This is a genomic window from Lentibacillus amyloliquefaciens, assembly GCF_001307805.1.
In the GTDB taxonomy this organism is placed as follows: Bacteria; Bacillota; Bacilli; order Bacillales; family Amphibacillaceae; genus Lentibacillus; species Lentibacillus amyloliquefaciens.
In genome coordinates this window covers 805,565-830,224 of the sequence record NZ_CP013862.1, presented here as the reverse complement: position 1 = coordinate 830,224, position 24,660 = coordinate 805,565, and the positions used below count along the sequence as shown (strand labels likewise).

27 protein-coding genes are annotated in these 24,660 nt (G+C 38.3%); 1 reads left to right on the top strand and 26 read right to left on the bottom strand.

All coding sequences use genetic code 11. The features are described 5' to 3' along the window. Window positions 1–70: 70 nt before the first annotated feature. The 18 genes from AOX59_RS04125 to AOX59_RS04045 form a co-directional block, all read right to left on the bottom strand. Window positions 71–244 (bottom strand): helix-turn-helix domain-containing protein, encoded by a 174-nt coding sequence (locus AOX59_RS04125; RefSeq protein ID WP_068442232.1) that lies wholly within the window; start codon window positions 242–244, stop codon window positions 71–73. Window positions 245–313: 69 nt separating this feature from the next. After that, window positions 314–1,192: an SU10 major capsid protein gene (locus AOX59_RS04120; protein WP_068442228.1), complete on the bottom strand. Its 879-nt coding sequence runs from the start codon at window positions 1,190–1,192 to the stop codon at window positions 314–316. Then, complete coding sequence (istB, locus tag AOX59_RS04115) at window positions 1,192–1,959, bottom strand: IS21-like element helper ATPase IstB (protein ID WP_068441521.1); 768 nt, start codon at window positions 1,957–1,959, stop codon at window positions 1,192–1,194. Before istB ends, AOX59_RS04120 begins: the two co-directional genes overlap by 1 nt. 1 nt (window position 1,960) lies before the next feature. Then, the gene (istA, locus tag AOX59_RS04110) at window positions 1,961–3,514 is read right to left on the bottom strand and encodes an IS21 family transposase (protein ID WP_068442224.1); all 1,554 of its coding nucleotides are present in this window, start codon (window positions 3,512–3,514) and stop codon (window positions 1,961–1,963) included. Between the two features lie 223 nt (window positions 3,515–3,737). Next, the gene (locus tag AOX59_RS04105; protein ID WP_068442221.1) at window positions 3,738–4,169 is read right to left on the bottom strand and encodes a hypothetical protein; all 432 of its coding nucleotides are present in this window, start codon (window positions 4,167–4,169) and stop codon (window positions 3,738–3,740) included. Between the two features lie 18 nt (window positions 4,170–4,187). Beyond that, complete coding sequence (locus AOX59_RS04100) at window positions 4,188–4,466, bottom strand: hypothetical protein (RefSeq protein WP_068442218.1); 279 nt, start codon at window positions 4,464–4,466, stop codon at window positions 4,188–4,190. Further along, window positions 4,463–5,722 (bottom strand): M26 family metallopeptidase, encoded by a 1,260-nt coding sequence (locus tag AOX59_RS04095; protein WP_068442215.1) that lies wholly within the window; start codon window positions 5,720–5,722, stop codon window positions 4,463–4,465. The genes AOX59_RS04100 and AOX59_RS04095 overlap by 4 nt, the downstream gene beginning before the upstream one ends. Window positions 5,723–5,734: 12 nt before the next feature. After that, the gene (locus AOX59_RS04090; protein ID WP_068442211.1) at window positions 5,735–6,136 is read right to left on the bottom strand and encodes a hypothetical protein; all 402 of its coding nucleotides are present in this window, start codon (window positions 6,134–6,136) and stop codon (window positions 5,735–5,737) included. Further along, on the bottom strand, window positions 6,136–6,360 hold the full coding sequence (locus AOX59_RS04085; protein WP_068442209.1) for a BhlA/UviB family holin-like peptide: 225 nt from the start codon (window positions 6,358–6,360) through the stop codon (window positions 6,136–6,138). Before AOX59_RS04085 ends, AOX59_RS04090 begins: the two co-directional genes overlap by 1 nt. 245 nt (window positions 6,361–6,605) lie before the next feature. Next, window positions 6,606–8,075 (bottom strand): hypothetical protein, encoded by a 1,470-nt coding sequence (locus AOX59_RS04080; RefSeq protein WP_068442206.1) that lies wholly within the window; start codon window positions 8,073–8,075, stop codon window positions 6,606–6,608. A 161-nt stretch (window positions 8,076–8,236) separates the two neighbouring features. Further along, window positions 8,237–8,416 carry a hypothetical protein gene (locus tag AOX59_RS04075; protein WP_068442203.1) on the bottom strand — a complete coding sequence of 60 codons (180 nt, stop codon included), beginning with the start codon at window positions 8,414–8,416 and terminating at the stop codon, window positions 8,237–8,239. Window positions 8,417–8,435: 19 nt separating this feature from the next. Next, window positions 8,436–8,594, bottom strand: coding sequence for a hypothetical protein (locus AOX59_RS19530; RefSeq protein ID WP_156418638.1), 159 nt, complete (start codon window positions 8,592–8,594; stop codon window positions 8,436–8,438). After that, on the bottom strand, window positions 8,595–9,512 hold the full coding sequence (locus AOX59_RS04070) for a tyrosine-type recombinase/integrase (RefSeq protein ID WP_068442200.1): 918 nt from the start codon (window positions 9,510–9,512) through the stop codon (window positions 8,595–8,597). 122 nt (window positions 9,513–9,634) lie between these two features. Continuing rightward, window positions 9,635–9,877: a YneF family protein gene (locus AOX59_RS04065; RefSeq protein WP_068442197.1), complete on the bottom strand. Its 243-nt coding sequence runs from the start codon at window positions 9,875–9,877 to the stop codon at window positions 9,635–9,637. Between the two features lie 44 nt (window positions 9,878–9,921). Further along, window positions 9,922–10,383: a sporulation inhibitor of replication protein SirA gene (gene sirA / locus AOX59_RS04060; RefSeq protein ID WP_068442193.1), complete on the bottom strand. Its 462-nt coding sequence runs from the start codon at window positions 10,381–10,383 to the stop codon at window positions 9,922–9,924. 145 nt (window positions 10,384–10,528) lie between these two features. Next, window positions 10,529–12,535: a transketolase gene (gene tkt, locus AOX59_RS04055; protein ID WP_068442189.1), complete on the bottom strand. Its 2,007-nt coding sequence runs from the start codon at window positions 12,533–12,535 to the stop codon at window positions 10,529–10,531. Between the two features lie 81 nt (window positions 12,536–12,616). Next, window positions 12,617–12,850, bottom strand: coding sequence for a DUF896 domain-containing protein (locus AOX59_RS04050; protein WP_068442187.1), 234 nt, complete (start codon window positions 12,848–12,850; stop codon window positions 12,617–12,619). Window positions 12,851–12,934: 84 nt separating this feature from the next. Further along, window positions 12,935–13,576 (bottom strand): YneB family resolvase-like protein, encoded by a 642-nt coding sequence (locus AOX59_RS04045; protein WP_068442182.1) that lies wholly within the window; start codon window positions 13,574–13,576, stop codon window positions 12,935–12,937. 301 nt (window positions 13,577–13,877) lie between these two features. Between AOX59_RS04045 and lexA the strand changes: the two genes are divergently transcribed. Further along, window positions 13,878–14,501: a transcriptional repressor LexA gene (gene lexA, locus AOX59_RS04040; RefSeq protein ID WP_068442180.1), complete on the top strand. Its 624-nt coding sequence runs from the start codon at window positions 13,878–13,880 to the stop codon at window positions 14,499–14,501. Between the two features lie 958 nt (window positions 14,502–15,459). Here lexA and AOX59_RS04035 read toward each other — a convergent pair. The 8 genes from AOX59_RS04035 to AOX59_RS04000 all read right to left on the bottom strand — a co-directional run bounded on the left by AOX59_RS04035 (window position 15,460) and on the right by AOX59_RS04000 (window position 24,659). Next, the gene (locus AOX59_RS04035; RefSeq protein ID WP_068442177.1) at window positions 15,460–15,840 is read right to left on the bottom strand and encodes a Swt1 family HEPN domain-containing protein; all 381 of its coding nucleotides are present in this window, start codon (window positions 15,838–15,840) and stop codon (window positions 15,460–15,462) included. Window positions 15,841–16,413: 573 nt separating this feature from the next. Further along, window positions 16,414–18,075 (bottom strand): glycerol-3-phosphate dehydrogenase/oxidase, encoded by a 1,662-nt coding sequence (locus AOX59_RS04030; RefSeq protein ID WP_068442174.1) that lies wholly within the window; start codon window positions 18,073–18,075, stop codon window positions 16,414–16,416. A gap of 105 nt (window positions 18,076–18,180) precedes the next feature. Further along, window positions 18,181–19,671 (bottom strand): glycerol kinase GlpK, encoded by a 1,491-nt coding sequence (gene glpK / locus AOX59_RS04025; protein ID WP_068442171.1) that lies wholly within the window; start codon window positions 19,669–19,671, stop codon window positions 18,181–18,183. Window positions 19,672–19,686: 15 nt separating this feature from the next. Continuing rightward, window positions 19,687–20,583, bottom strand: a complete 897-nt coding sequence (locus AOX59_RS04020) for a LysR family transcriptional regulator (protein ID WP_068442168.1) — start codon at window positions 20,581–20,583, stop codon at window positions 19,687–19,689. A gap of 49 nt (window positions 20,584–20,632) precedes the next feature. Next, window positions 20,633–21,919, bottom strand: coding sequence for a TRAP transporter large permease (locus AOX59_RS04015; protein WP_068442165.1), 1,287 nt, complete (start codon window positions 21,917–21,919; stop codon window positions 20,633–20,635). 43 nt (window positions 21,920–21,962) lie between these two features. After that, window positions 21,963–22,478 carry a TRAP transporter small permease gene (locus tag AOX59_RS04010; protein ID WP_068442162.1) on the bottom strand — a complete coding sequence of 172 codons (516 nt, stop codon included), beginning with the start codon at window positions 22,476–22,478 and terminating at the stop codon, window positions 21,963–21,965. Between the two features lie 74 nt (window positions 22,479–22,552). Then, window positions 22,553–23,677 (bottom strand): TRAP transporter substrate-binding protein, encoded by a 1,125-nt coding sequence (locus tag AOX59_RS04005; RefSeq protein WP_068442159.1) that lies wholly within the window; start codon window positions 23,675–23,677, stop codon window positions 22,553–22,555. Between the two features lie 25 nt (window positions 23,678–23,702). After that, window positions 23,703–24,659 (bottom strand): formylglycine-generating enzyme family protein, encoded by a 957-nt coding sequence (locus AOX59_RS04000; protein ID WP_237049418.1) that lies wholly within the window; start codon window positions 24,657–24,659, stop codon window positions 23,703–23,705. Window position 24,660 lies beyond the last annotated feature (1 nt).

The following is a 24,660-nucleotide window of genomic DNA, read 5'->3' as shown; positions in this document are numbered from 1 at the left end:
TCTGTTTTTCTTTGATTTGCTTTAATTTGCTACCCTATTTGAAGGATAAAAACTCATTAAAAGAGTCATTTTATTGAAATTCTATTATTTCTCTATATTTGCTTATTTTTTCGTCTGACATATTACATTGATTCTTTTCCCATCTCGAAATTAATGACTGATTGCAATTTAATTTTTCTGATAGAAATTTTTGACTGATACCTTTACGTCTACGTTTTATTAATAACTCCTCTCGTTCGCTCATTTTCCATTTACTCCTTTTTGATTTAAAAAAAGAGGATACCCATACGGATACCCTCTAATTATTTATGTATTATGCTGAAACAGTTACGATTCCAACCGCTTTGGCTGAACCAACTTTAAGAGTGGATTCAGCGATTACCTGACCTTTAACACTGTCACCTGATTTCGCAAGTGGCTCAAAGTGTGGCTCACGCAAGTAAGCAAGATCAACATAAGCATCATTAAAGAATACTGCTTGACCTGCTGGAACATTTTTACTTAGGATAAAGTTGACTGTACCATAGTTTGTGTTTACACTGTCAGCGATTGCGCCGAAATTAGTAGTAATATGACTGTAGTTGTAACGATCTTGATAGATAGCGTCAATATCTTCTTTAATATCAGCATTAACAAGTGCATAGTATTGACCTTCCGCCAAGTTTTGATTCCACAATGCTCTCATAGCGTCCTTGATTGCTTGTTCTGTCATAGCACCGCCAGTAACATCAACTGCGTTACCTGCTTCTGCGAAATTAACCAATCCTTGCATCTTACGAATACCACTTGAAGAACCGTCATCTTTAGTACCATTAATTAGTTTATTTTCCATATTAATTTTCAGTTCTAGCAAACGATCATTTACTTCTGCGGAAAGTTGACCTTGTTGCATGGCTTGTGCTGAACCACTAACACTTGCACCTTTCTTGAAGATTTCAAGAACGTTGTTCAGTTCAGCCCTTGCAGATTCATAGAATGTAGTCGTTTCTGCACCTTCTTCTGCACTAATATCAGAAGTAGTATCAAGCGTCTTTTCTCTCCACGTATAAACAGTTGACAGTGCTTTCTCAATACTACCTTTTGCCATCAACATAGATGTAAATGGTGTACTTTGCACCCCAATTTTTGCAATCTCCTGACTTAGTGATACCTGCTTGTAACCGTCAAGTAGTTTTGAACACTTTTTGCTCATTAATTTTGAACACTTTTCGCCGGAAACAAAGACTCTCGATATTTTATTCTATGGCTTTCCCCCTCAAAGTGAATAATCTCCGAGCGATGGAGGAGGCGATCTAAGATCGCCGTGGTGATTCCCTGATCTCCAAGTAATCCTCCCCATGCTTCTGGGCCTTTATTAGATGTCAGTATGATAGAACTTCGTTCATACAGATGATTAATAAGGTGAAAAAACAAATTGGCTTCGTTTTGATCCATAGCCATATACATAAGATCGTCTATTATGACGAGATCGGCCTCTCTAATGCGTTTCATTTTAAGCTGTGATTTCCGTAGGAATTCTTCCGTTTTTAATAGAGGTACTAGTTCTCCCATGGATATAAACGATACACGCTGACCTTTATAGATGGCTTCTAATCCTAATCCTATTGCTATATGTGTTTTTCCCACCCCTGGTGGCCCTAAAAATATGAGATTAAATGACTCTTCAAGCCAATTTAGTTCCTGTAGCTGCCTTAATTGTCGCTCACTAAGCGATGGCAGTTCTTGAATGTCAAAGTCATCTAGCGTTTTTTGATAAGGAAACTTTGCCCATTTCAGATGTTTTTCTATTGTTTTTTCTTCACGTCGTTTTTCTTCATACGTAAGTAATTCACGTAGAAATTCTTGATAGGTCCATGAATGGGTTTCTGCTTTCCTTAAAAAACTTGGTAATGCTTTTGATGTCTCTGACAGTCTTAAATTCTTAAGCTGCTGTTGTAAATTTTCCACTGAGTATTCCAACCTATACCCCTCCTAAAATCTTAAGATAGTCGTCCAGTTCTCTTAACGATGCTCTTTCTTGGTAATGAATGGTGGACGTCTCTATAGTCGGAATATCAGATAGTAGAGCTCTATTTTCATACTCTTTCTTTTTTGAGAGATGTTTTACGACGTCATGAAAGTCATTGGCGCTCCATAAAGCTTGTTCAATACAAATATTCAAAGCTGGTTGAATAAACGGCTGGAAATCCTTAGCTGCCCGTTGTACAATTTGCAGCTGATCTCGTATATACCTGGGATATCGCTCATAAATTGCTTCCAGGAATAATTGTATTTTATCCTGATCATCAAAAGAAGCTTTTACGGTATCCATATAGGCTTTAATGCCTTTTGATCTATCCCTGAAATGATTGTTGTTCTTGACCAGTTGCCCTTTTCCTAAGGAAAGGGGATGAGTCGCTATCGGTGCACCTCCAGGTGTCTTTTCAATAATAAGCTTGTTTTCTGCAGTTCTAAGATAAACAGTATTATCACCATGAGGTTGATACGTTCCAAGTGGAACGGAATAACGGTTCGATTGATATTTAATAATGTTGTCCTTATGCACAGTCCTTGTTATACTTAACCTATGGTTACTCTCGAAAGAGAGTGGAGAAGAGACTTTTCGTAAGTGTGGCTTTTCTAGGGCAAACACTTCGACAGGTCTCTTTTTTATTGTATTGTGCACTTGATAATTACCTTTTCTTTTAAGCCATGCCAGACATTGCTCATTCCAGGTCTCTATTTGGTGGAAGACACGATTCTTAGCGAAGTTTTGTTTAATGAATTTCACCACATTTTCAACCTTCCCTTTAGATTCAGGGTCTGCTGCTCTACATAAATAAACGGAAAATCCTCTCTGTTGTTTATAAGACTGAAACGCTTCTGTGTATATAATATCGCCTCCATTTTCACTTACCGTCATTAATTTATCCTGGTCATATACAATTTCCTCAGGCATACCGTCATAATACTCAAATGCATTTTCATGGCTGCGTAAAACATCATGCGTCGTAAAAGGGCGATCCTGCCACTCAGAATATTTGTAACGAGAGTGGGATAGGACAAAGGCAACGACGTATAGCTTCTTCCATTTCCCCTCAAACGTCGGGACTTTTATTTCTCCAAAATCAACTTGTAGTTGTTGACCTTTCGGTAATTCCTCCAATGCCTCATAACGACGGAACGTAAAGGTTTTGGGTATGTGATGTTTTTCGCGCAGTTCTCTGACGTAAGTTCGGACGGTACTATCACCTACATCCGTAAAAGAACAACGTTCTTCTAACCAATCCGAAATCTGTGAAACTGATAAATCCGGGTGTTCTTTTAACCACCCCAGGATATGGTCCTGGTAAGGATCCAGTTTTCGCTTTCTTGTTCTCAACACATCCACCCACCTACAAGCTTCTTCAAAGTCTTTTTCTAAATACTCATAAACAGTCGTTCTCGATAAGTTGCACTTTCTAGCGATGGCTGAAATTTTAAAACCCTGTCTTTTTAATTGATGCACTTGCACTATCACTTCTAATTTAAACACCTTCTCGTTCCCCCATAACTTCAGTTATTTTATACTTAGTTTAACTGAAATTGGGATTATTTTGGGGCAGAAAGTGTTCAATTCTATCGAGCAAAAACTGTCCATTTTAGTTTAGCAGTTACACTGCTCTGCTGCGGTAAAGTTATTATGTGTAAACATTAATTAATCATTCCTTTTCTTTAGTATTTTAGTTTTATATATTATTGGGAAATATTTCCCAGTGTTACTTGAATAAATTTGCTAACTTAGTACCAATCATGCCTTGCGTATTGCCATCTTTCTCAAATTTACTGTATTCGTCATCACGTGCATGATTTTCAGGAACATAACCTGAATCAACTTTAATCTTATTTACCACTTTGCCCAATGACTTGACTGTTTCAGATAATTCTTCTTCATCATTGATTTTTACAACTTCTTTGAAATCAGCCAATCCTGCTTGCTTCAACTCAAAGTCAACTTGTTTGTTAAATAAATCTGTTTGTTTCTGCTGGAACTCTTTCTCTGCGTCTGTTGGCTCATGTGGCTTATACTGCATCAAATCATCACGTTCAGCCACGATTGGATTTAATTCTTGTTCCTGCCATTCTGCCTTAGCATTTTGAATTGCTTCCTGAACCTGTTCATCTGTATGTGTAAAATTTTCTTCTGACATTATTCAAATCTCTCCTTATTAATTAAATTTAATTTCTAACGAATCCCTAACCACGATTGGATTAGAGTTATGTTCCCCTCTAAACTCAAATATAATTTTTTGTTTGTCATCAGGGACTTGATAATCCACAAAATAGACACCAACATCTTCTTTATTGGTGTCATCTAAGTTAATCTGTTCAATTTGTGTTTGATCTGTGTCATAAGTCGTCAAAGTTGGATTAGTAGGGTCTACTGATTGACCATTCAATGACTTAAAGTGACACTTTAACCTGACTGTATCGCCTGAATAAATCATTTCACCACCTCACAATATGATTGATTTTCTACATGTGTAGAATAAGACGGATTAGTATATATTTCAGTCATAGAAGGATTCTCTACAACACTCACATAGCCAATCATAGGCAATTTGTCTAAAGATGTAATTATATCTACATTTGCTTGTATTGGCTTAATATGGCTTACTAAATTTCTTGTAACTGATAATGGTTCTCGATAAATTTCAACTAAAACATTGGAATAAATCGGTTTCACATGACCAGAAACATCACGTATCTCTTTATTAGACGATTTAACGCTTGTGGTGACGTTTGAATGGATTGGTGATACATAAGTCATTACATTCCTAAAAGTCGCTACATTTCGTTCTGTGTTGCTCGACATTGGTGAAACATGTGAATTTACTGTAATATTCTTTGTCTGTGGTGGTAATTGAACATCTAATTGAGAATGAATCTCATTTACATAAGATGTAATAATTCTAGTTACTTGTTTAGATGGAATAGTAGGCGCACCAAACATCTGTAAATATGGATATTCTGCCATTCCCCATGTGTTTGTGAAATCCCAACCATTATAAGATGATTGTGTTTGCATTTCTGCTGTTGTTAGCCCCGTACCTGAATGTGATTGAGTCACGCCACTTGTATCAATATCCCAATAACAATTATTGACAATTGCACCATCTTGCAAGTAGTTAAATCCATATACGGTACTCATGTCACCTGCTGTCAAACTGTGTGTGACTGCATAACAATTCTCTGCTGTAACACCACTATAAATAACGTCAATAAATCCATTTGCTCTTTCATCTGTTGCATGGATTTCATCTAATTCTGCAAAACTATTACGTATAATTGACGAATCCCTAAACAGTCCAACAATACCACCAACAATTAATGCACCGTTTACTGTACCGCCTTTAACATAACAATTTTCAATAAGACCATCATTTGATCTAAAATAACTATACAAAGCACCTACTCTATTGCCAGTTGTTGATATATTGACGTTAGTTAAACCAAGATTTAATATGTGCGTTCGATCAGATAAGGTAACATTCCTACCAAAAAGCCCTGCATCATTACTGGTTATGTCAACGGTTAAATTGTCTATAACATAACCTTTGCCATCAAGGATACCACCAAAATCATCTATTGGTGTCCAATTGCCCCATGAACTCATATCTAAATCTTGTGTCAGTTCAAACGTACCACTTAAATTATTTCTAATATTATCTAAATCTTGTGGTGTCGAAATTAAAGTTGCCATTTAATCACCGCCTTAAAGTTGCGGTACTTCAATATTATGCGTGATAGTAATTTCGTCAGCATCTTGCGTCATCTCGAATGGTGTAAATGTTTCTTCGCTAACAACATCACCTGTAGTTGCATCTTCTAATTTAATACCTGTAAATGTTGCAGGAAGTGTGACACCTGCGTCTGTACCAGTAACAACAACTTGTAATTGTAGTGTTTGCGTATCAGGCACTTCAATAGGTACTTGATTCCCATATTCGTCCCAAACTGTAATTTCTTTTGTTGGGTGTATCCATGTTACGTTGTCGTCACTTGTATTAATTCTAACAACATATCCGCCTTGGTCATCACTTAATTCAACGGTTGCAATAGAATCAACTATTAATCGCCTTAGATTCTCATAACCTAATTCTGTAATTTCTGCCATTATTTATCACTTCCTTTATTTGTGATATGTGAAATTTTCGTTTCTAAACGTTCTAGCGTCTGAACAATCTTACCTTGTACCCGATTTTGGTTATCAATCTGTTGATTCAACCTGTCCTCACGTTCCTTTGATTCTTTTCTAGTTGCTATAAATAGCCACACAAACAATACTGCAAAAATACCTTGTTGAACAATCATATCAATCGGTATCTGTGATAAATCCATTTTAGACCCCCTTTAACATGATAAAGTGATATATTATGTCAACTCATAAATATGAATGGAAAGCAAAATAAAAAGAGTAGCCGTAACGACTACTCAATCAAAAAGTGGAAGTCAAAATGTGAATGACTTATAATTCTACAAAACTAAATGTTTAATTTCGGTACAATCCCCTACATTATTAATAGAAAGAATATTGCTAAAATTACATATTTTTCGTGTAATCTAAATATTATACATTATGTATGTTATGAAGTCAACCTTTTTCTTTGATTTTCTTTATCACATTTTTTGCAAATTGACTTGAAACCTGTTTTGTTACGGCTATCTTTACCAAAGTTGTCTTGTATTTGTGGCTTATATTGCTCGCAACTTGTACACATTGTAAAGTTTACATCATCTTGCAACGCTTGATATGTACTGGCAATCTTTTGGCTTATGGTATTATTGATGATTCTGATTATGTCTGCCCTTGACTTATTATAATTATACTTACTGTCAACGTATTGCTTGATTAACTCATAAGGATTGACTACCATTTTTTGCTGTGACAGATGTTCATTGCCATTTTGCTTTAATATGTCCTCGCACAATTCAACTTGATAAATCGAATAATCCTTCACATTATCTAAGATCAAATTAACAATCGTTCTATGTACATCATCTAAATCCGTATGTCTAATTGCCTGTTCAAATTCTTCAAATATGAATAGCATAAATTTGTCGTGTTCATCACGATACTTATGTTTTAGGTCAAGATATAAAGGATGATATTTCTTTTTCTGCATGTTACGCATAATATTTAACATTCCTGCAACGTGCTTAGAATCTGACAAGTCAAGTAAATCGTCAACCAATTCATCATAATCAACGTGAAACTTCGGTTGACTTTTCTTATTGGATTGCGTTGCATTTTGTTTCTGCCATAACATTGATGACAACTCGTAACCAATATGGTTGTATTGTTTCCGTAACTGACTTAAATGACGTTTTGGATTTTTAATATGTCTACTTTCAAATTCTTCAATCCATCTGTCCTGAATCAGTTTACGTTCACTTTTAGTGTAGTCGTCCATGTCAAAGCCATATTCCATTCCCATTTCTTTATAATCGTTGTATGCTGTTTCAAGATCAGAATATTTATGTAAATTATCTATTATTTCTTGTTTCCTATTCTTTTGTTTCTGCTTTTCGTTTAGGTTGTTCTCATCTGACTTTGCCATGTAGTCATCTAATATATCAGTATATACAACGTCTTTTTCAACTTCCCACCAGAAAAATGACGCATGATAAGCAGGACTAATATTCATCATATTACTTGGCTGATTGTCTTTGGCATACGGATATTCTTCATCTTCCATATTTTTAATCAGGAATGTTGCTAATATTGATAGCCGATTGCAAAATATATCCTCATCTGACCTGAAATGAGATAATTTTCTATTACCGTGTTTCTGAAAGTAATAAGGACTGGACAAATAACCAATTAAATCTTCATTGCCAGAAAGCAAATTATGTAAATATTCATTTTTATCTTCTTCATCTAATTGCTTAAAACTTTCATCATCTAACGTATCTTGAAGTGATTGCAAAATTGCTTGATACCTTAACCCTTCACGTTGTTGATCTGCAACGTCTTTGCCTGTCATCAATCCTATTATCTTATAACCTTGTTCTTCTGCTTCTACTTTAACATTTTTAGTGTTCTCTAATTCCAAAAAATTCTCTCCTTTTAAATTATTTTTTGACTTTGACTATCTTTGACCTAATTCTATAATACACCATCTTAACGATAATGTCAAGAATATTCAGTATACTATATTTAGTATAATTTATCTGAATAAAAGCACCCACCTTAATGAGATGGGTGCTGGAATAATTAATATCCTTCTTCTCTTAACTTTAAATCTTCTTGCATGAACCATTTATAGGTGTTTAACGCCAATTCGATTAATTTCTCATCTGTTTTCTCGCCATGATTCGGCTTCAACTCCTTTTGCAACTCTCTACAATCTCTGACTAATTCCATTTGCTTTTCATTTAATTTGATTTCATTCATATTCGATTCTCTCCTTTGATTAAATTATTTTTGGACTATGGATTTGTTCCGCTAATTCTTTAATTTCCGTTTCATCAGGATTCATTTTAATAAATTGATCTAAGGCATAAACGATCTTAGACATTTCATCAAAGTTTGCATCGATCACAATATTCTCGCCAGTATTATAAACCTTCATTTAGTTTGCCCCCTTATTCAGATTCATTAAGGGGCTTGATGAGGTTGCCTTTACAGATAATTCACTATCCTCAAGTGATTGCAAGTATCGCTGTGTAGTGGATATATCTGAATGTCCGAGCAATCGTGACAAAGAATAAATATCTATTCCTGCCATAACGGACTGAACAGCAAAATAATGTCTGAACATGTGAGGGCTAACACGTTTCCCTTTAATTCCTGCTCTTTCCTTTGCTTCAACAACTAAATTCCATACTGCTGTGGTAGACATGGCTTTACCTTGATAGGCAAGGAAGTAATTATCATTGTATTGGATTCTATTTTTAAAATACTGTTTTTTAATCCGTTCATAGCGTATCAGTATCTTTTTCAATGCAGGACTAATAAATACAATCCGTTCCTTATTACCTTTGCCAAACACCTTTATATCTGTTTCACGCACATCATTTTCTTTCAATCCTGCAATTTCAAATGCTCTCAATCCACAATCAGACATCATGGCTATAATTGCCTTATTTCTTACTTCAAGATAGGTCTTATTGTTGAAAGATTCCATCATTTTAATTACTTCTTTTGTTGTTAAACCAGTCAATAACACCTTTGGAAGTTTAGGAAGTGTTACCTTGTCCATTGGATTTTTTGTTATATATTCTTCGACTACACACCATTGAAAGAACGCTTTAACTTGTTTAGACATTGATACAATGGATTGTGGTTTCAATCCTGCTATCTGTTTCTGTCTGACATAGGATTTTAGATCATGTGACGTAACACTTTCTAATTCCGTAATTCCCCTTTTAGTTTGCAGGAACTCTAATAACTGTTTGTATTCCTGTCGTTTGTTTTTCATTGTCTTTAATGTAAAATTACGTGCCTGACAATGATACTCATATTCCATTAATACATCTTCCAACAACACAAAAACCACTCCTTCTGCTTGATTTTTTTACAGAAAAAGTGGTTTTGAGAAAAATTAACCAATTTTATATTTTATGGTTGAGAAAAATTAAGTAAACACGCAATTTTTATGAATAATAGCCGTTACTTTCCTTTACCTTTACCTTTTTCTTGCTGTTGGTTATTCATTGACCGCATCATTTGATTGATTTTTTTCTGCGACGGTTTCTGCCCCATTTGCATCATTAGTGTGCGCAGCATTTGTTCATTAATTGGCGGATTTTTCTTTAAATAGTTCATCATATATTTTCTTGCAATAAAAAAGCCAAGTGCAACTCCCGCAATTAATGCCAAAATTGCAATTAACACAACCCAAATCACGTCCATTAAAGCTTTCCTCCTTCGTGTTGTCTCTCATACAGTATAGTAAACTAAAGATAAGAATACAATACTTGTCCAGTTTTGCTTTTTCCCTTATATTGTCTGATTGGCGAAATCCAGCCGGAATTATACGTGTTGTATCCGGCCACGAAAAAATACGGCTGAAATGAGCGCAGAACAGGGAAAAGTAAATCTTCTCCATCGTGAATGATATCCCCTCGAAATTTTATACGTTTTTCCTCTATATGTAAAGACATAAACTGCATATCTCTATAGATTTTTATCGTGTCAGACTTTACATCCACATGAGCAGTTGATGGCACATGTTCCTTAATCTTTGATATAAGATTATCCTGTGGGATATCAATTGTTATATACTTAAACTGCATCGCAAGATCATCTCTGTATTGGTCAGACTCATAACTTTTAATAAATCGATATAATACATCACTTCTATGATAGAAAAAAAGCGCAAATTCTTCTTTTATCCAGTAAATGGTGTACTGATTCAACAAAACCCCTCCCCTTTACTTGCTATTATACCGATTGAGATTTAAAAGTTTGTCATTCTTTGCTGCGAACAACAACTAATTTTGTCGAGCAGATGCCAAAAAAGGCAGCCCTCCCCCTTTGGAGAAAGACCGCCTGTTTTAAAATTTATTTCTTCAATAAAGTCTCAACTTGTTTGACAACATTTTCAACATTGAAGCCATATTCCTCCACTACTTTGTCACCCTTAGCGGATGCTCCAAACCGGTCAATGGCCAGGACATCACCTTCATCACCTGTATAGCGTTCCCAGCCGAACGGTGAAGCCATTTCAATCGCAAGCCTTTTCTTGACATTTGACGGGAGCACTTTTTCTTTATACGCATCATCCTGCACTTTAAATCTGTCCCAGGACGGCATGCTGACAACATTAACTTTAATACCTTTTTCATTCAGTGCCTCTTTTGCTCTTACAGCCAGCTGAACTTCAGATCCTGATGCCAACAGAAGTGCATCCGGTGTTTCTTGATCGGTTTTGCTGATGACGTATGCGCCTTTTCTGACACCTTCATACCCGTTTTCTTTTGTACCTTCCAGAACAGGAAGTCCCTGTCTTGTCAGTACAAGTGCAGTCGGTTTGTCCCGGGACTCCAGAGCAAGTCTCCAGGCAGCACGTACTTCATTGCCGTCAGCAGGTCTTATCAGTGAAAGGCCCGGCATTGCTCGTAACGAGGCCAGTTGTTCAATGGGCTCGTGTGTCGGGCCGTCTTCCCCAACTGCTATCGAATCATGCGTGAATACATACGTCACCGGGTTGTTCATAATTGCGGAGAGCCGCAGTGCCGGACGTAGGTAATCGCTGAAGACAAAGAACGTTCCCGCATACGGTTTTATGCCGCCATGAAGGGCCATTCCATTTACTGCAGCGGCCATGGCAAACTCGCGGACACCGAACCAAATATTTTTACCTGCATAATTAAAGCGTGAGAAATCTTCCTGTTCTTTTATAGTTGTTTTATTCGAGCCTGCCAAATCAGCACTTCCGCCGAAAACGTATGGCACAGCTTTAGAAATTTCATTCAAAACTTCACCGGATGTCGCACGCGTTGCCTTAGCATCGTCTCTGGAATCATAAACAGGCAGATTTTCATCCCAGTTTTCCGGCAGTTCGCCTTTTATCGCATGCTCCAGTTCGGCGCCTGCTTTCGGGTGTTTTTCCTTATAGCTTTCAAATAATTGATTCCATTCTTGTTCAGCTTCAGCACCGTTTTCTGCGATTTTTTCTTTGAAATCAGCATAAACTTCATCAGGCACATGGAAAGTGTCATGTTCCCATTTGTAGTGCTCTTTTGTCAGTTTAACTTCTTCTTCACCGAGCGGCGCACCATGGGAAGCGGCTGATGCAGATTTGTTTGGTGAACCATACCCAATAACGGTCTTTACCTCGATTAATGTCGGCTGATCTGTATTTTCTTTAGCCGCCTTAATCGCATTTCGGATTTCGGTTAAATCATTCCCATCTTCAACGCGGATCACTTGCCAACCATATGCTTTAAACCGTTCTTCAGTATTATCGGAGAATGCACGGTCCAATTCACCATCAAGTGAAATGTCGTTAGAGTCATACAGTGCTATAAGTTTACCCAGTTTCAGATGACCTGCCAGCGATGCGGACTCATGAGAGACACCTTCCATAAGATCGCCGTCACTTACGAGTGCATACGTATAGTGATCCACAACGGACATATCGTCTTTATTATACGTTGCCGCGAGGTGTGCTTCAGACATAGCCATTCCAACTGACATAGCAATTCCTTGTCCAAGAGGGCCGGTAGTCGCTTCCACTCCATCGGTATGATGCACTTCAGGATGGCCGGGTGTTCTTGAATCCCACTGCCTGAATGATTTTAAGTCATCAATCGTTACATCATAGCCGGACAGATGCAAAAGTCCGTATAAAAGCATGGAACCATGCCCGGCTGATAAAACAAAACGATCACGGTTAAACCACTTTGAGTGATTCGGATTATGCGTCATAAAATCGGTCCACAGTGCATAAGCCATTGGCGCTGCTCCCATGGGAAGACCCGGGTGACCGGAGCTTGCATTTTCAACTGCATCAATAGCTAACGTCCTTATTGTATTAATGGATAATTGTTCAACTGATTCTGACAAAACCATTCCCCTTTCCATATTTAGCTTTCATGTCCAGTTTATTTTATAATGAAACCATTCTTGGAACAAGCAATAGTTTATCTAATGCTTGTTATTTTTTTTCTGTAAATCACGCACTTTTTGAGGCGTAACGTCATTTCCTTCCGGATCCTTTACAGTCATTGATTTGAACTGATTTTTAAATGATTTGCGCACATTCTGTAAATATTCCTGTCTGAGCTCTTTTTGCTCTGATTGTTCCTTTATAGTCAAGCCTTCTTCTTTTGATTTTTTTGCCAGTTGATTTATGCGATCCAGCTTTTCTTTTGATAGCATTTAGAGAACCTCCTGAAACAATAAAAAGACACGAACATGATACCTGTTCCTGTCTTTTTATATTACACGTCCATAAAAGGATATTCAAGTTTTGTGGTGTTCCAGATACCTGCGATGGACAGTTGCTTTGGAAACAGCAAAGCCCAGACCGTTAAGTGTACTGGCAATCTCCCTGAATGTCATATTATGTTGCTCCCTCAAGCGGACAACTTCTTCAATCGGAAAAGATATTCGTTCTTTCCCCGGTGCCTTGTTGCGGTTTTTGAGATTGTCACTGGGGTCAAATCCGTTATCAATCGCTTTATGCATGCCGCGCTTAATTTTCGTGTTATGGATACGCCGCTGATACTCCTCAACAATACCGACGATTTGCAGCACCATAGAATCGGATTCGGATAGTTCAAGTTCACCTTCATAAACCGCTGTATAGACTGGAATCGTCAATTTTTTTAATTGATGGAATAAAGCGATCTTTGTATTGCCGCGTCCCAATCTTGTTTCGTCCTGTATAAGCAAACAGTCCGCCTTGTTTTCCGAAAAATAATCCAGCATTTGAAAAACACCATCTCTGTCGATTTCATATCCACTGGCCTGTTCTTTGATACAATCAACTACTGTAAATGAATACTTCCTTGCAAGTGTAAGTAATTCTTCTTTCTGACGTTCAAGAGATGTTTCCTGCGTTTTTTTATCTGTACTTACTCTGCAGTATACAATGGCTTTCACAATCAAATCCCCTATCTGCTATCCGCTTGTTATCATGGAAATATATAAAAATATTAATGCTGCTGCAAAAGTTGTCAAATAGAATAAATCAGTTTTTGTCATTTTTTCAAACATATAAACATCTCCTTATATTTTAATCTCTGACATTCACATGTAGTCATTTGGACAAGAACTATTGTTCGTAACTCTATTATATACGAACAATAGTTCTTGTCAATGGTTTTTCGAACGAATGTTTGTATGTTTTTAATATCCATGGTATACTTTTTGTAATAAATACTATGTGTGAGGTGTTTAATAGATGACAAAACTCTCAAAGCGGCAAGAAGCAATTCTCGATTATATTAAAGAAGAAGTAAATGCAAAGGGTTATCCCCCTTCAGTCCGTGAAATTGCCGTAGCGGTTGGCCTTGCTTCCAGTTCTACTGTCCATGGGCATTTGGCGAGACTGGAAAGTAAAGGCTTTATCAGACGTGACCCGACAAAGCCGAGAGCCATCGAAGTATTGGATTCATCAGAGGGAAATCATATACCGAAAGAAGAACCACGGTATGCTCCGGTCATTGGTAAGGTGACAGCAGGTATACCTATAACCGCAGTCGAAAATATTGAAGAGTTTGTCCCGCTTCCAAGTAACGTAACAGGGACTGGTGAAAATCTGTTTGTGCTTGTCATTGAAGGTGAAAGTATGATTGAAGCAGGTATATTGGATGGGGATATGGTCATTGTCAAACAACAAAACACTGCACAAAACAGTGATATCGTTGTTGGTATGACTGAAGAAGATGAAGCCACAGTAAAGCGTTTTTTCAAAGAAAAAGACCATGTTCGCCTGCAGCCGGAAAATGCTACTATGGAACCGCTCATATTTGATAATGTAACTATTTTGGGAAAAGTGATTGGACTTTATCGGAATATAATTTAAAAAACTAAAGTTTCCGCATCATCTTTCTCAAATGTTAAACTTTCTTATCCTATAAAAAACAAGGCTTTCCTCAGTTTCACTTGAAGAAAGCCTTGTTTAAATTTTATCCCGCATGTAACTGGCAGTAAGCCCCTCCCCTCAAATGTTCGAGTATACGATGAAAATTAGGTGGGGGATCAACTCCCATGAAAATCCAAAGTTATTTTCATCCTAATTGGTGAATCTTTGATTCATGGATGGCTGCCAGTAAATGTCCGATTCATTCATCGAACAATCGGTGGGGGAAGAAAGAAACCCCCCACTGATTGAAGATTCACTTTATATTCAGTAGCTTGTCAAATATTGCTCGCGCTCCCATGGGTGAACAGTCGTACGGATTCTATACTAAAAGTTTGATTAGATTTATTATCCATCAAAAACCTTGATATAATGGGGTTTATTAAAGATTTCTTTTTAAAGAAAATTGTACTTTTTCATATAATAAGGGGTGCTCAAGGGGTGGTTAAGGGGTGGATTAAGTTAGGCATAAACGAGGCACGGCGAAGGATAGTCTTAATTACATTTCCACCCAAATTAGTAATTAGATCGTATAACTTAATCAATATTACATCATGCCGCCCATAAACCTACTGTTATTTGTAGGTATAGATTTTTATATTTCCTTTAATGAAGGGCTTGATAATGATTTTTGAAGACAAAGTTGCTCATTAACTTCTCTCATTTTTTATGTTCTATAGGTTTAAAATCAGGTTCAAATAACTAATCAATTAAACGACAATTATTTTTATTTTCTGTCATTTTAACAGATATATAACAAATTTATTTAATGCTATCCCAATATATAACTAAAATAAATTAGATACTGTAACAAAACCGCAAAACATAAATTTATTCTCTTGAGGTTAATATTCAAAGGCAAATTTATATAACTGCTTCCCCAACTAAATTCAAATTAACCCTACGAGATTATTTCATCAGGTAAGCTTATATATTTTAATAATAACTTATAGGTGTCTTGTAATTCTACCTTTTCTGCTTCATTTACAATTTTACAATGCGCAATTTTATTTCGAGTTGGAACGGTCATTAGCAATTGTGAGTACACACCCTTAGGAATATCATCGAAACAGGAATATGCTCGCAACATGGATATAAGTTCATGATAATCAAAGTTATCGAAATGCTTTGTATATGGTTTGTATTTCATAGTTAATGGTGCCTTGATAAACCAGCCAACACCATAGGTGGTTTTCATTGTTAATTCAATATATTGTCTTAACCCTGTTTCAATTTCGTAAAGAACTCCATAAGCCTCTTTCATAAATTCAGTTGTATTCATAAGCTTGTTCTCCTTATACTTTTGGAACAAAATTGGGTATTTTATCCTAATTTAAAAGATTCGACATATAATGCCTAATTCCTGCTTGTTTGTTTAAAAAATAAATAAAATAGCCATCTCATAAATTCTTGGATGGTATTTTACCTTTTACGACAAAAGCATTAAGAATGATATTCATTCAATGTTCAAATTATTAACTCAACTTTTGCAGGCCTTTCGGATAGGTTCCCCCGTTATTCAAAAGGGTTATCCATTATCTCCGCCACCTCTGATTCACATATTGTTCCGGGCTGGACTTCACTCGTAGACCTTTCAGATTCCTCTTCGCAGAGGACACCTGTCCGTCCTGCCCCATCAGGGCGAGGACCTTGCTCCAGCTACGACACTTAAAAGGTACAAGTTATCGAGTGAATTCTAACCACCTAGACTGTGCAGCAGTGAGGCACACTAAAAAATGACCAACAAAATGCTATACAAATTGATGGTCATTTCCGTTTACACTTTTAATGTTTGGGATAGTTCCGCCAAATCACTTTCGAGATTTATTTCCTCAGGCACAGGTTTTCCCGCCAATTACTTAACCGGATTCACAGCTTCATAAAGCAAATGATCCAATTCATCAATGTATTCCTGTTTTTGCTTATCGCTCCATTGCAATTCCTTAGCGATATAGTTAATCACATTATCTTTATGGAATCTGACAAAATCAATGTCAAAAAACAACGCGCCCGTTCGCCGTACAAAGAAGTCTGCAGGTTTATAGGCCATTTCAAATTTGAGGGCGTATTGCAGTTCGGCAAATACTGTTGGTTCGATACCCGCTTCCTTGGCACGCGCTTTCTCATTCTTGTATATCTCAAAAAGCCTGTCTATATTTGCTCCGTACTTCTGAATAAGGAAGTCGGCTGTCTCTTCAATTATTCCAAGGTCGGCCGCTTCTGTAATCTTATCTTGTTTAAACTTCTGAAAGCCTTTTGATCCGCCGACTTCACCACCGGAAATCGGCAAATGCTCTGTTTCCGAATCAGAATACAAGATACCATCCTCTTCTTTCAGCTGTTTCATAACGGCATCCACCGTATCTTCGGCCATCTTCCGGTAACCTGTCAATTTACCGCCGGCCATTGATATCAGTCCTGAATCAGAGATGAACATTTCATCTTTACGGGAGATTTCATCCGGATCGTCTTCTCCCTCTTCAGCAATTAGTGGCCTGAGACCAGCGTAGCTTGAATCGACATCATCTTTCGTCATATCAAGTGACGGAAAAATAAAATTGATGGCCTCCAACAAATAATCACGTTCATCTTCAGTCATTTGCGGATGAGCTATATCCCCTTGATAACTTGTATCAGTGGTTCCTACATACGTTTTTTTATTTCTGGGAATGGCGAAAATCATTCTTCCATCCGGTGCATCAAAATAAATTGCCTGCTGCAGCGGGAATCGTTTTTTCGGAAAGACCAGGTGAATACCTTTGGTCAGATAAAGCGACTTTCCCTGCTTGGAACCGTCAATTTCACGGAGGTCATCAACCCATGGGCCGCCTGCATTGACTATTTTTTTAGCATAAATATACCGATGCTCACCCGTGATCTGATCCTCAACAACGGCTCCTGCAATTCTTCCGGCATCATAAATAAAATCAATGACTTTTGCATAATTGATTGAATGCGCACCATACTCAACCGCTTTTTTCATGACTTCAATTGTGAGCCGTGCGTCATCTGTTTTATATTCAACATAATAACCTGCACCTTTTAGCTTATCATCCTTAATAAGCGGTTCTTTTTCCGCTGCTTCTTGAGGACTCAGCATTTTTCTGCGCTCGGACCTTTTGACACCTGCCAGAAAATCATACAAGCGCAGGCCAATATTTGTCGTAAATGGTCCGAATGTGCCGCCTTTATATAATGGCAGCATCATCCACTCAGGTGTCGTGACGTGCGGGCCGTTTTCATAAACAATCGCCCGTTCTTTGCCCACTTCCGATACCATTTTCACCTCAAATTGCTTTAAATAGCGCAAACCCCCGTGCACCAGTTTGGTTGAACGGCTTGAGGTACCCGCAGCAAAATCCTGCATTTCCACAACAGCTGCATTCATACCCCGGGTGACCGCATCCAGTGCAATCCCCGCACCGGTAATTCCGCCGCCGATCACAAGCACATCAAGCTGCTCTTGTTCAATCGACTGAAATATATTTTTCCGCTTTTGACTTGAAAATACTGACATATCCACTCACTCTCCCGATCGCTGTCAAAAACCGGCTCGCTGTTGTATACGCTCGAGACGGCATCTCAAATTTTCTGAAAAAATTCGTCCCAAATACAATATTGATTACTTAAATGAACGTGCTGCCGCTACAGCTGTTTTCCATCCATCATAAAGTCCGTTGCGCGTTTCTTTTTCCATGTGAGGCTCAAATGTCCGTTCATTTTGCCATTGTTCAGCAATCTCGTTCTTATCTTTCCAGTAGCCGACCGCAAGCCCGGCAAGATAAGCGGCCCCCAATGCTGTCGTTTCCTGTACAACAGGCCGTTCAACGGAAACACCAACCATATCGCTTTGAAATTGCATGAGAAAATCATTTTTCACGGCGCCGCCATCAACCCGCATGGTTTTTAAATTAATACCGGAATCTTCTATCATCGCATCCAGTACATCTTTTGACTGATAAGCAAGTGACTCAAGTGTTGCCCTGATCATGTGTTCTCGAGTTGTCCCACGCGTAATGCCAAAGAAGGCTCCGCGGGCATCACTGTCCCAATAAGGCGTTCCCAGCCCGACAAATGCCGGCACCATATAAACACCGTCCGTGGAATCCACCCTCGTTGCGTAGTCTTCACTCTGCGGGGAATTTTCGATAATTTTCAGGCCATCACGCAGCCATTGTATAGCCGAACCTGATACAAAGATACTCCCTTCCAAAGCGTACTCCACTTTGCCATTCACGCCCCAGGCCAAAGTTGTCAAGAGACCATGATCAGATTTAACCCCTTCTTCACCTGTATTCATCAGCATGAAATTTCCAGTTCCATATGTGTTCTTTGCCATTCCTTTGTCAAAGCATGCCTGACCGAACAATGCGGCCTGCTGGTCACCGGCTATCCCGGCTATAGGCACTTCATGTCCAAAGAAGTGGTAATCAACAGTGTTTGCATAAACCTCGGAGGATTCCTTGACTTCAGGAAGCATGCTTTTCGGCACACCCAATATATCCAGAAGTTCATCGTCCCATTTAAGATCGTATATATTAAACATCAATGTCCTGGACGCATTTGAATAATCGGTAATGTGTGCCTTGCCACCCGAAAGCTTGTACACAATCCATGTATCCACCGTGCCAAACAGCAAATCACCATTTCCGGCCTTTTCTCTTGCACCGTCAACATTATCAAGAATCCATTTGACTTTTGTTCCTGAAAAATAGGCATCGATTAACAAGCCCGTTTTTTCACGTATGACATCTTCATAACCCTGCTCAGTTAATTCCTTGCATATGCCGTCAGTCTGCCGTGATTGCCAGACGACCGCTTTGTATATGGGCTTGCCCGTCTTTTTATCCCAGATAACGGTTGTCTCCCGCTGATTGGATATACCGATTCCGGCAATCTGGGATGGATCCACTTCTGACTTGCGCAATACTTCCGAGATACAAGCTAGTACCGATGTCCAAATTTCATTGGCATCATGTTCGACCCAGCCCGGATGCGGGAAAAATTGTTCAAACTCTTTTTGGGCTGTTTCTACGATTTCCCCGTCGTGGTTAAATAAAATGGCGCGTGAACTTGTTGTCCCTTGATCGAGGGAAAGAATGTAATTTTCCATAAAGTTGGTAACCTCCTACCATTTTTCGTTGTACAAAAAATCGATAAACTTTTTTTCAATTGCATTAATAAAACGATCTTTTCTTTGAACTATCCATAAATCTCTATTAAACATCAAATCTTTTATCGGAATTTTAACTAAAGTTCCGTTTGTTAATTCAGTTCTAACAGCTAGCTCTGATAAAATAGCAATACCTAAATTAGCCTCAACCGCACCTTTTATTGCTTGAGTGCTGCCAAATTCCATATAAAACTCAATATTTTCTGAAATGTCATGCTCCTTTAATACATGTTCAATGAACATTCTTGTGCCTGAGTTCTTCTCCCTTCCAATTAGCTTTTGATCAATCAAATCCGCTACCTCAATTGTTTGCTCTGTATCAGACAATACATGATTTGGTGAGCAAACAAGTATTAACTCATCTTCAGCAAATTTTTTGACTTTGAAGGTATCGCCTTCTTCAACAAGGCCTTCAACTAAACCTACACCAATTTGATTTTCCTTCAGGCTTTTCAACACCCGTGGAGTGCTGCCAACCTCCAGATTAATATCAACATCGGGATGAATTTTTTTAAATGCTCCTAATAAGGCCGGCAGCAAATATTCACCAATTGTAAAAGAAGAGCCCAACTTCAGACTACTGTCTTCCTCTCCTTTTAATTCATCAATTACAGTGAAAGATTGATTGTATTCAAAAACTATTCTTTTAAAAATCTTATATAATTGTCTGCCTGTCTTAGTTGGCACTAAACTCCCTTTATCTCGCTCAAATAACTTAGTCCCGTACATATTTTCCAACTGACGAATTTGTTTGGTCACAGCAGGTTGCGTTATAAAGTTCTTTCTGGAAACGCTGCTAATACTTTCTTCTTCTACTACTTGACAATAAATTTCAAGGTTACTGATTCTCAATCTTCAAATCCACCTTTGTCTTACGCTGTTTCGAATCGTAATCCTGATGTTAAAAACCGAACATTTTAGGGAACCATAAATAGATTCCGGGAACAAAAGCAACCAGCAATAAAACGATAGCCATGCCTGCAAGGTAAGGGATCGCGGTTTTAAATACATCCTGAAGTTTTACTTTTGCAATACTGCTCGCTACAAATAAACAGATTCCTACTGGAGGTGTTACTAATCCAATACCTAATGTCAGCACAGTAATGAGACCAAAATGAATTGGGTCTATTCCATAGGTGGTTGCCAAAGGTGCAAAAATAGGCACTAACATAATCATGGCAGCCGCTTGCTCAATAAATAAACCTATGAAAAGATATAATGCCACCATTAAAGCCATAAATATCACTGGATTTTGAGTTATTGACTGGAAAATGGAACTGATTTCAGCAGGTATTCCCTGGATGGACAGCCACCATATAGCGACGTTTCCAACTGATATCATAATCATAACGATAGCTGTAACAATTACTGTTCGTGCAAGGGCCCTGTAGGTTTCTTTCAGCGATAATTCTTTTGTAATAAAAAAACCAACAAACAATGCATAGACAACGCCCAGACACCCAGCTTCTGTCGGGGTGACAACGCCGCCGACAATACCTGCCACCATTATAAACGGCAGAATAGCAGCTACTAAAAACCTTCTTAATATCCTGATTACATCTTTAGCTGTATATGTTGTTATATCTTTTGGAAAACCTTTTTTTCTTGCAATAACATACGTTACAATCATCATGCTCAATCCCAATATAATTCCCGGGATAACGCCTGCCAGAAATAATGCAGCAACAGACACATTACCTGCAGCAAAGACATAAATCAACATAGGCAGACTTGGTGGGATTATCGGTCCAACAACAGAACTGATACTCGTTACTGTTGCGGCTAATTCAGCGTCCTTATATTCTTTTTTGGTAGCTGGTATAAGCATAGAACCCACTGCACTCGTATCGGCAACCGCTGAACCATTGATGCCACCAAATAACATACTGACAAGGACATTTATATAAAGCAGTCCACCTTTTATACGCCCGACAATAAGTCTGGCAAAATCAAGCAGACGATGCAGAATCCCTGATCCTCCCATAAGTTCACCCGCAAGTATAAAAAGGGGGATAGCTACAAGTGTAAATTTATCCAAACCCGTCCACAGCCGCTGTGCAAATAAGTCCAGCGGCTGTTCTGTCATAAAAAATGCTACCAGCGTTGACAAACCCAGTGAGAAAGCGATCGGAACACTAAGAGCAATTAAAACCAGAAATAATAAACCGTAAATAATCAATGTACCCATACATCATTTCTCCTCTTTGGAATTAAACTGATTCCCCTCCATATTAAAGTTCAGCTGTTGCATCATTTGTCCTCAGCACATTCAGGATAGTCGTTACATTGATCTGAAAAAGCATATATATGAAGCTTACAGGCACTGATAGATAAGGTATTGCCATACTAATATTGAAGACTAGAGGGTCGTTCGACTCGAGACCGCTCATTGCGAAAATAAACCCATAATAAATCATTGCCATCAAGAAAAAGGAGGTCAAAATGTCAATAGCAACAATCAACTGTTTTCTTGTTTTCTGATTCAAACGTTCACTTATCATGTCAACGGCAATATGCTCACCATATCTAAAAGCTAAACCTGCCCCTAAAAATGCCACCCATATCATGAGATATTTAGCCATTGGATTAGCAAAGTTCAATGGATTAAACACCACAAAACGGCTGATAACAGAAGTTGAAATGGTCACAACGATTGACGCCATTAATATGACACATACGATTTCGATAAACTTTGAAACAATTCTATCCGTTTTCGTCAATACGTTTATTGTCCTTTGTCTATCCATATACCTTCTCCTAGTAAGTAATGTGAAGGGGACTATTAACGAATAGCCCCTCTTTATTATTAAAGTCCACTGATTTATTGGGAAATGTCGTAGCCCCATCCGCCGTCACCAACAGGGCCGATTTCCTCCTGAATAAGATCAAGTTTTTCCTGAGACATCCCTTCATTTCCAATAAATTCATCCCAAACAGTATCTTTTGTGACTTCCTTAATCTCCTCATAATTCTCATCAGGAATGGAGTATATTTCAACGCCGGCTTCTTTCATCTCGTTGATATTCTCTGTAACATAGTCACCAACAAAGTCAATATGCCACTCCCTTGCCTCCTGTTGAGATTCTTCTAAAATGGTTTTAACATCATCTGGCAGTTCAGCCCACATTTCAGTATTAACGACTGTCACTGACGCATAAGTCTGGAAAGGAACATTAGCTATATAATTAATCAAGTCACCTTCATGAAATTTGGCTGAATGAAAACTTGCGTATGGAACAGTTAAACCGTCCACCATTCCCAAACGGACTGATTCAGGGGTCTCTGGCCAATCAACTGTCTGCCCTTTTGCTCCCCAGGCTTCCTGACTTGCTATTTCCAGTGGCGACCGTGATGCTCTGAATGTCATTCCTTCCAAATCATCCAAAGATGTAACCTTGGTATCCGACGTTCCAATCACTCTGGGGCCGCCAATTTCAAACGTAGTAAACCATTTAAGATTAAGGTTTTCTAGTTCACCATTTATTTGTTCCTTAATTGCTTCACTGCTGAACGCATTTAACAGTTGATCTCTTGATTCAAATAGGAAAGGCAAGTGAAACATTTCAAAAGCCGGTGTAATACTTGCTAAATTGGCAAATGAATCAGCAGCCATATCTAAATTTCCGTTCTTGACAGCTTCAAATGTTTCTACACCGGAACCTAACTGCCCGCCATGCAGTACTTCAATCTGTATATTACCGTCTGATTTCTCCTCAACTAGTTCTTCAAATTTGTCCAAACCATAACTCGACACATCCGATTCTGCTAATACGTTTGCCACTTGAAACTCATACTCTGCATCTCCGGAATTATTGCTTTCAGATGAATTATTCTCCTCAGACGCTGCATCTCCGTTACCGTTATTTTCCCCGCCTCCTCCAACACACCCAAATAACATACCGAATAATAACAGACTGAACAAAACAACAATTGACCTTTTGATCATAAGAAAACTCTCCCCTTAAAAGTTTTTAGACATCCCGAACACAGCGAAACCCCATATTACCAGTTGAACTATCTGGTGTATTCGAACTTCGGGCAGCTACTCTATACCGGTTGCAATAAGAGTCATGGCATAGATACGACCCTCCTTTAATAATTTTTGATTCCCCTGCATTCGGCCCTTCGGGATTCAAACTGACGGCTGTGCTTTCATCACTGACTGTGAACCAATCCATACACCACTCCCAGACATTGCCCGACATATTATAAAGTCCATATGAGTTTGGCGGAAACGATTTAGAAGGTGCTGTCGATAAAAAACCATCTAACCCTTCATTTTGTGTCGGAAAAGTGCCTTGCCATATATTACAAACATGTTCTCCATCAGGAGTTAACTCATCCCCCCACGGATACCTTTTCTGTTCCAATCCTCCTCTGGCGGCATACTCCCACTCAGCTTCTGTTGGCATCCGTTTTCCTGCCCACTCACAATATTTCACTGCATCATTCCATGAGATATGAACAACCGGATGATCCTTACGGTTGTGAATAGTTGAATCCGGCCCCTCAGGCTTTTTCCAATTGGCGTTCTGGACCGCCCACCACCAGGGTGTATCTCTTACAACATAAAGAACATTTTTTTTATCCTGTTCGCTTATAAATAAGTAGAAAACAAAAGACCACCCATACTTTTCAGCATCTGTTGTGTAACCAGTATCGTTAACAAATTTTGCAAATTCGCGATTCGTTACAGTGCAGCGATCAATATAAAATGAATCCAATGTAACGTTTTTGACCGGTCCTTCGCCATCTGCAGGAAATCCTTCTTCACTGTCGGTGCCCATCAGGTAGGTCCCACCTTCCAGAAACACCATGCCCGAAGTATCTCCTGAATTTTCGTTCAGACTAGAGGCAACATGGGCAGTTTCTGCTTGTGACGTGTCTCTTTTTGGTGCACAACAACTTTTTACTTGTGGATTCAAAATG

What these genes read in the sequence shown, in the direction of transcription:
- AOX59_RS04125 (WP_068442232.1), bottom strand. Translation starts at nt 244, where the DNA reads ATGAGCGAACGAGAGGAGTTATTAATAAAACGTAGACGTAAAGGTATC.
- AOX59_RS04120 (WP_068442228.1), bottom strand. Translation starts at nt 1,192, where the DNA reads ATGAGCAAAAAGTGTTCAAAACTACTTGACGGTTACAAGCAGGTATCA.
- AOX59_RS04105 (WP_068442221.1), bottom strand. Translation starts at nt 4,169, where the DNA reads ATGTCAGAAGAAAATTTTACACATACAGATGAACAGGTTCAGGAAGCA.
- AOX59_RS04100 (WP_068442218.1), bottom strand. Translation starts at nt 4,466, where the DNA reads ATGATTTATTCAGGCGATACAGTCAGGTTAAAGTGTCACTTTAAGTCA.
- AOX59_RS04095 (WP_068442215.1), bottom strand. Translation starts at nt 5,722, where the DNA reads ATGGCAACTTTAATTTCGACACCACAAGATTTAGATAATATTAGAAAT.
- AOX59_RS04090 (WP_068442211.1), bottom strand. Translation starts at nt 6,136, where the DNA reads ATGGCAGAAATTACAGAATTAGGTTATGAGAATCTAAGGCGATTAATA.
- AOX59_RS04085 (WP_068442209.1), bottom strand. Translation starts at nt 6,360, where the DNA reads ATGGATTTATCACAGATACCGATTGATATGATTGTTCAACAAGGTATT.
- AOX59_RS04075 (WP_068442203.1), bottom strand. Translation starts at nt 8,416, where the DNA reads ATGAATGAAATCAAATTAAATGAAAAGCAAATGGAATTAGTCAGAGAT.
- AOX59_RS19530 (WP_156418638.1), bottom strand. Translation starts at nt 8,594, where the DNA reads ATGAAGGTTTATAATACTGGCGAGAATATTGTGATCGATGCAAACTTT.
- AOX59_RS04065 (WP_068442197.1), bottom strand. Translation starts at nt 9,877, where the DNA reads ATGGACGTGATTTGGGTTGTGTTAATTGCAATTTTGGCATTAATTGCG.
- AOX59_RS04050 (WP_068442187.1), bottom strand. Translation starts at nt 12,850, where the DNA reads ATGCTATCAAAAGAAAAGCTGGATCGCATAAATCAACTGGCAAAAAAA.
- lexA (WP_068442180.1), top strand. Translation starts at nt 13,878, where the DNA reads ATGACAAAACTCTCAAAGCGGCAAGAAGCAATTCTCGATTATATTAAA.
- AOX59_RS04035 (WP_068442177.1), bottom strand. Translation starts at nt 15,840, where the DNA reads ATGAATACAACTGAATTTATGAAAGAGGCTTATGGAGTTCTTTACGAA.
- AOX59_RS04030 (WP_068442174.1), bottom strand. Translation starts at nt 18,075, where the DNA reads ATGTCAGTATTTTCAAGTCAAAAGCGGAAAAATATATTTCAGTCGATT.
- glpK (WP_068442171.1), bottom strand. Translation starts at nt 19,671, where the DNA reads ATGGAAAATTACATTCTTTCCCTCGATCAAGGGACAACAAGTTCACGC.
- AOX59_RS04015 (WP_068442165.1), bottom strand. Translation starts at nt 21,919, where the DNA reads ATGGGTACATTGATTATTTACGGTTTATTATTTCTGGTTTTAATTGCT.
- AOX59_RS04010 (WP_068442162.1), bottom strand. Translation starts at nt 22,478, where the DNA reads ATGGATAGACAAAGGACAATAAACGTATTGACGAAAACGGATAGAATT.
- AOX59_RS04005 (WP_068442159.1), bottom strand. Translation starts at nt 23,677, where the DNA reads ATGATCAAAAGGTCAATTGTTGTTTTGTTCAGTCTGTTATTATTCGGT.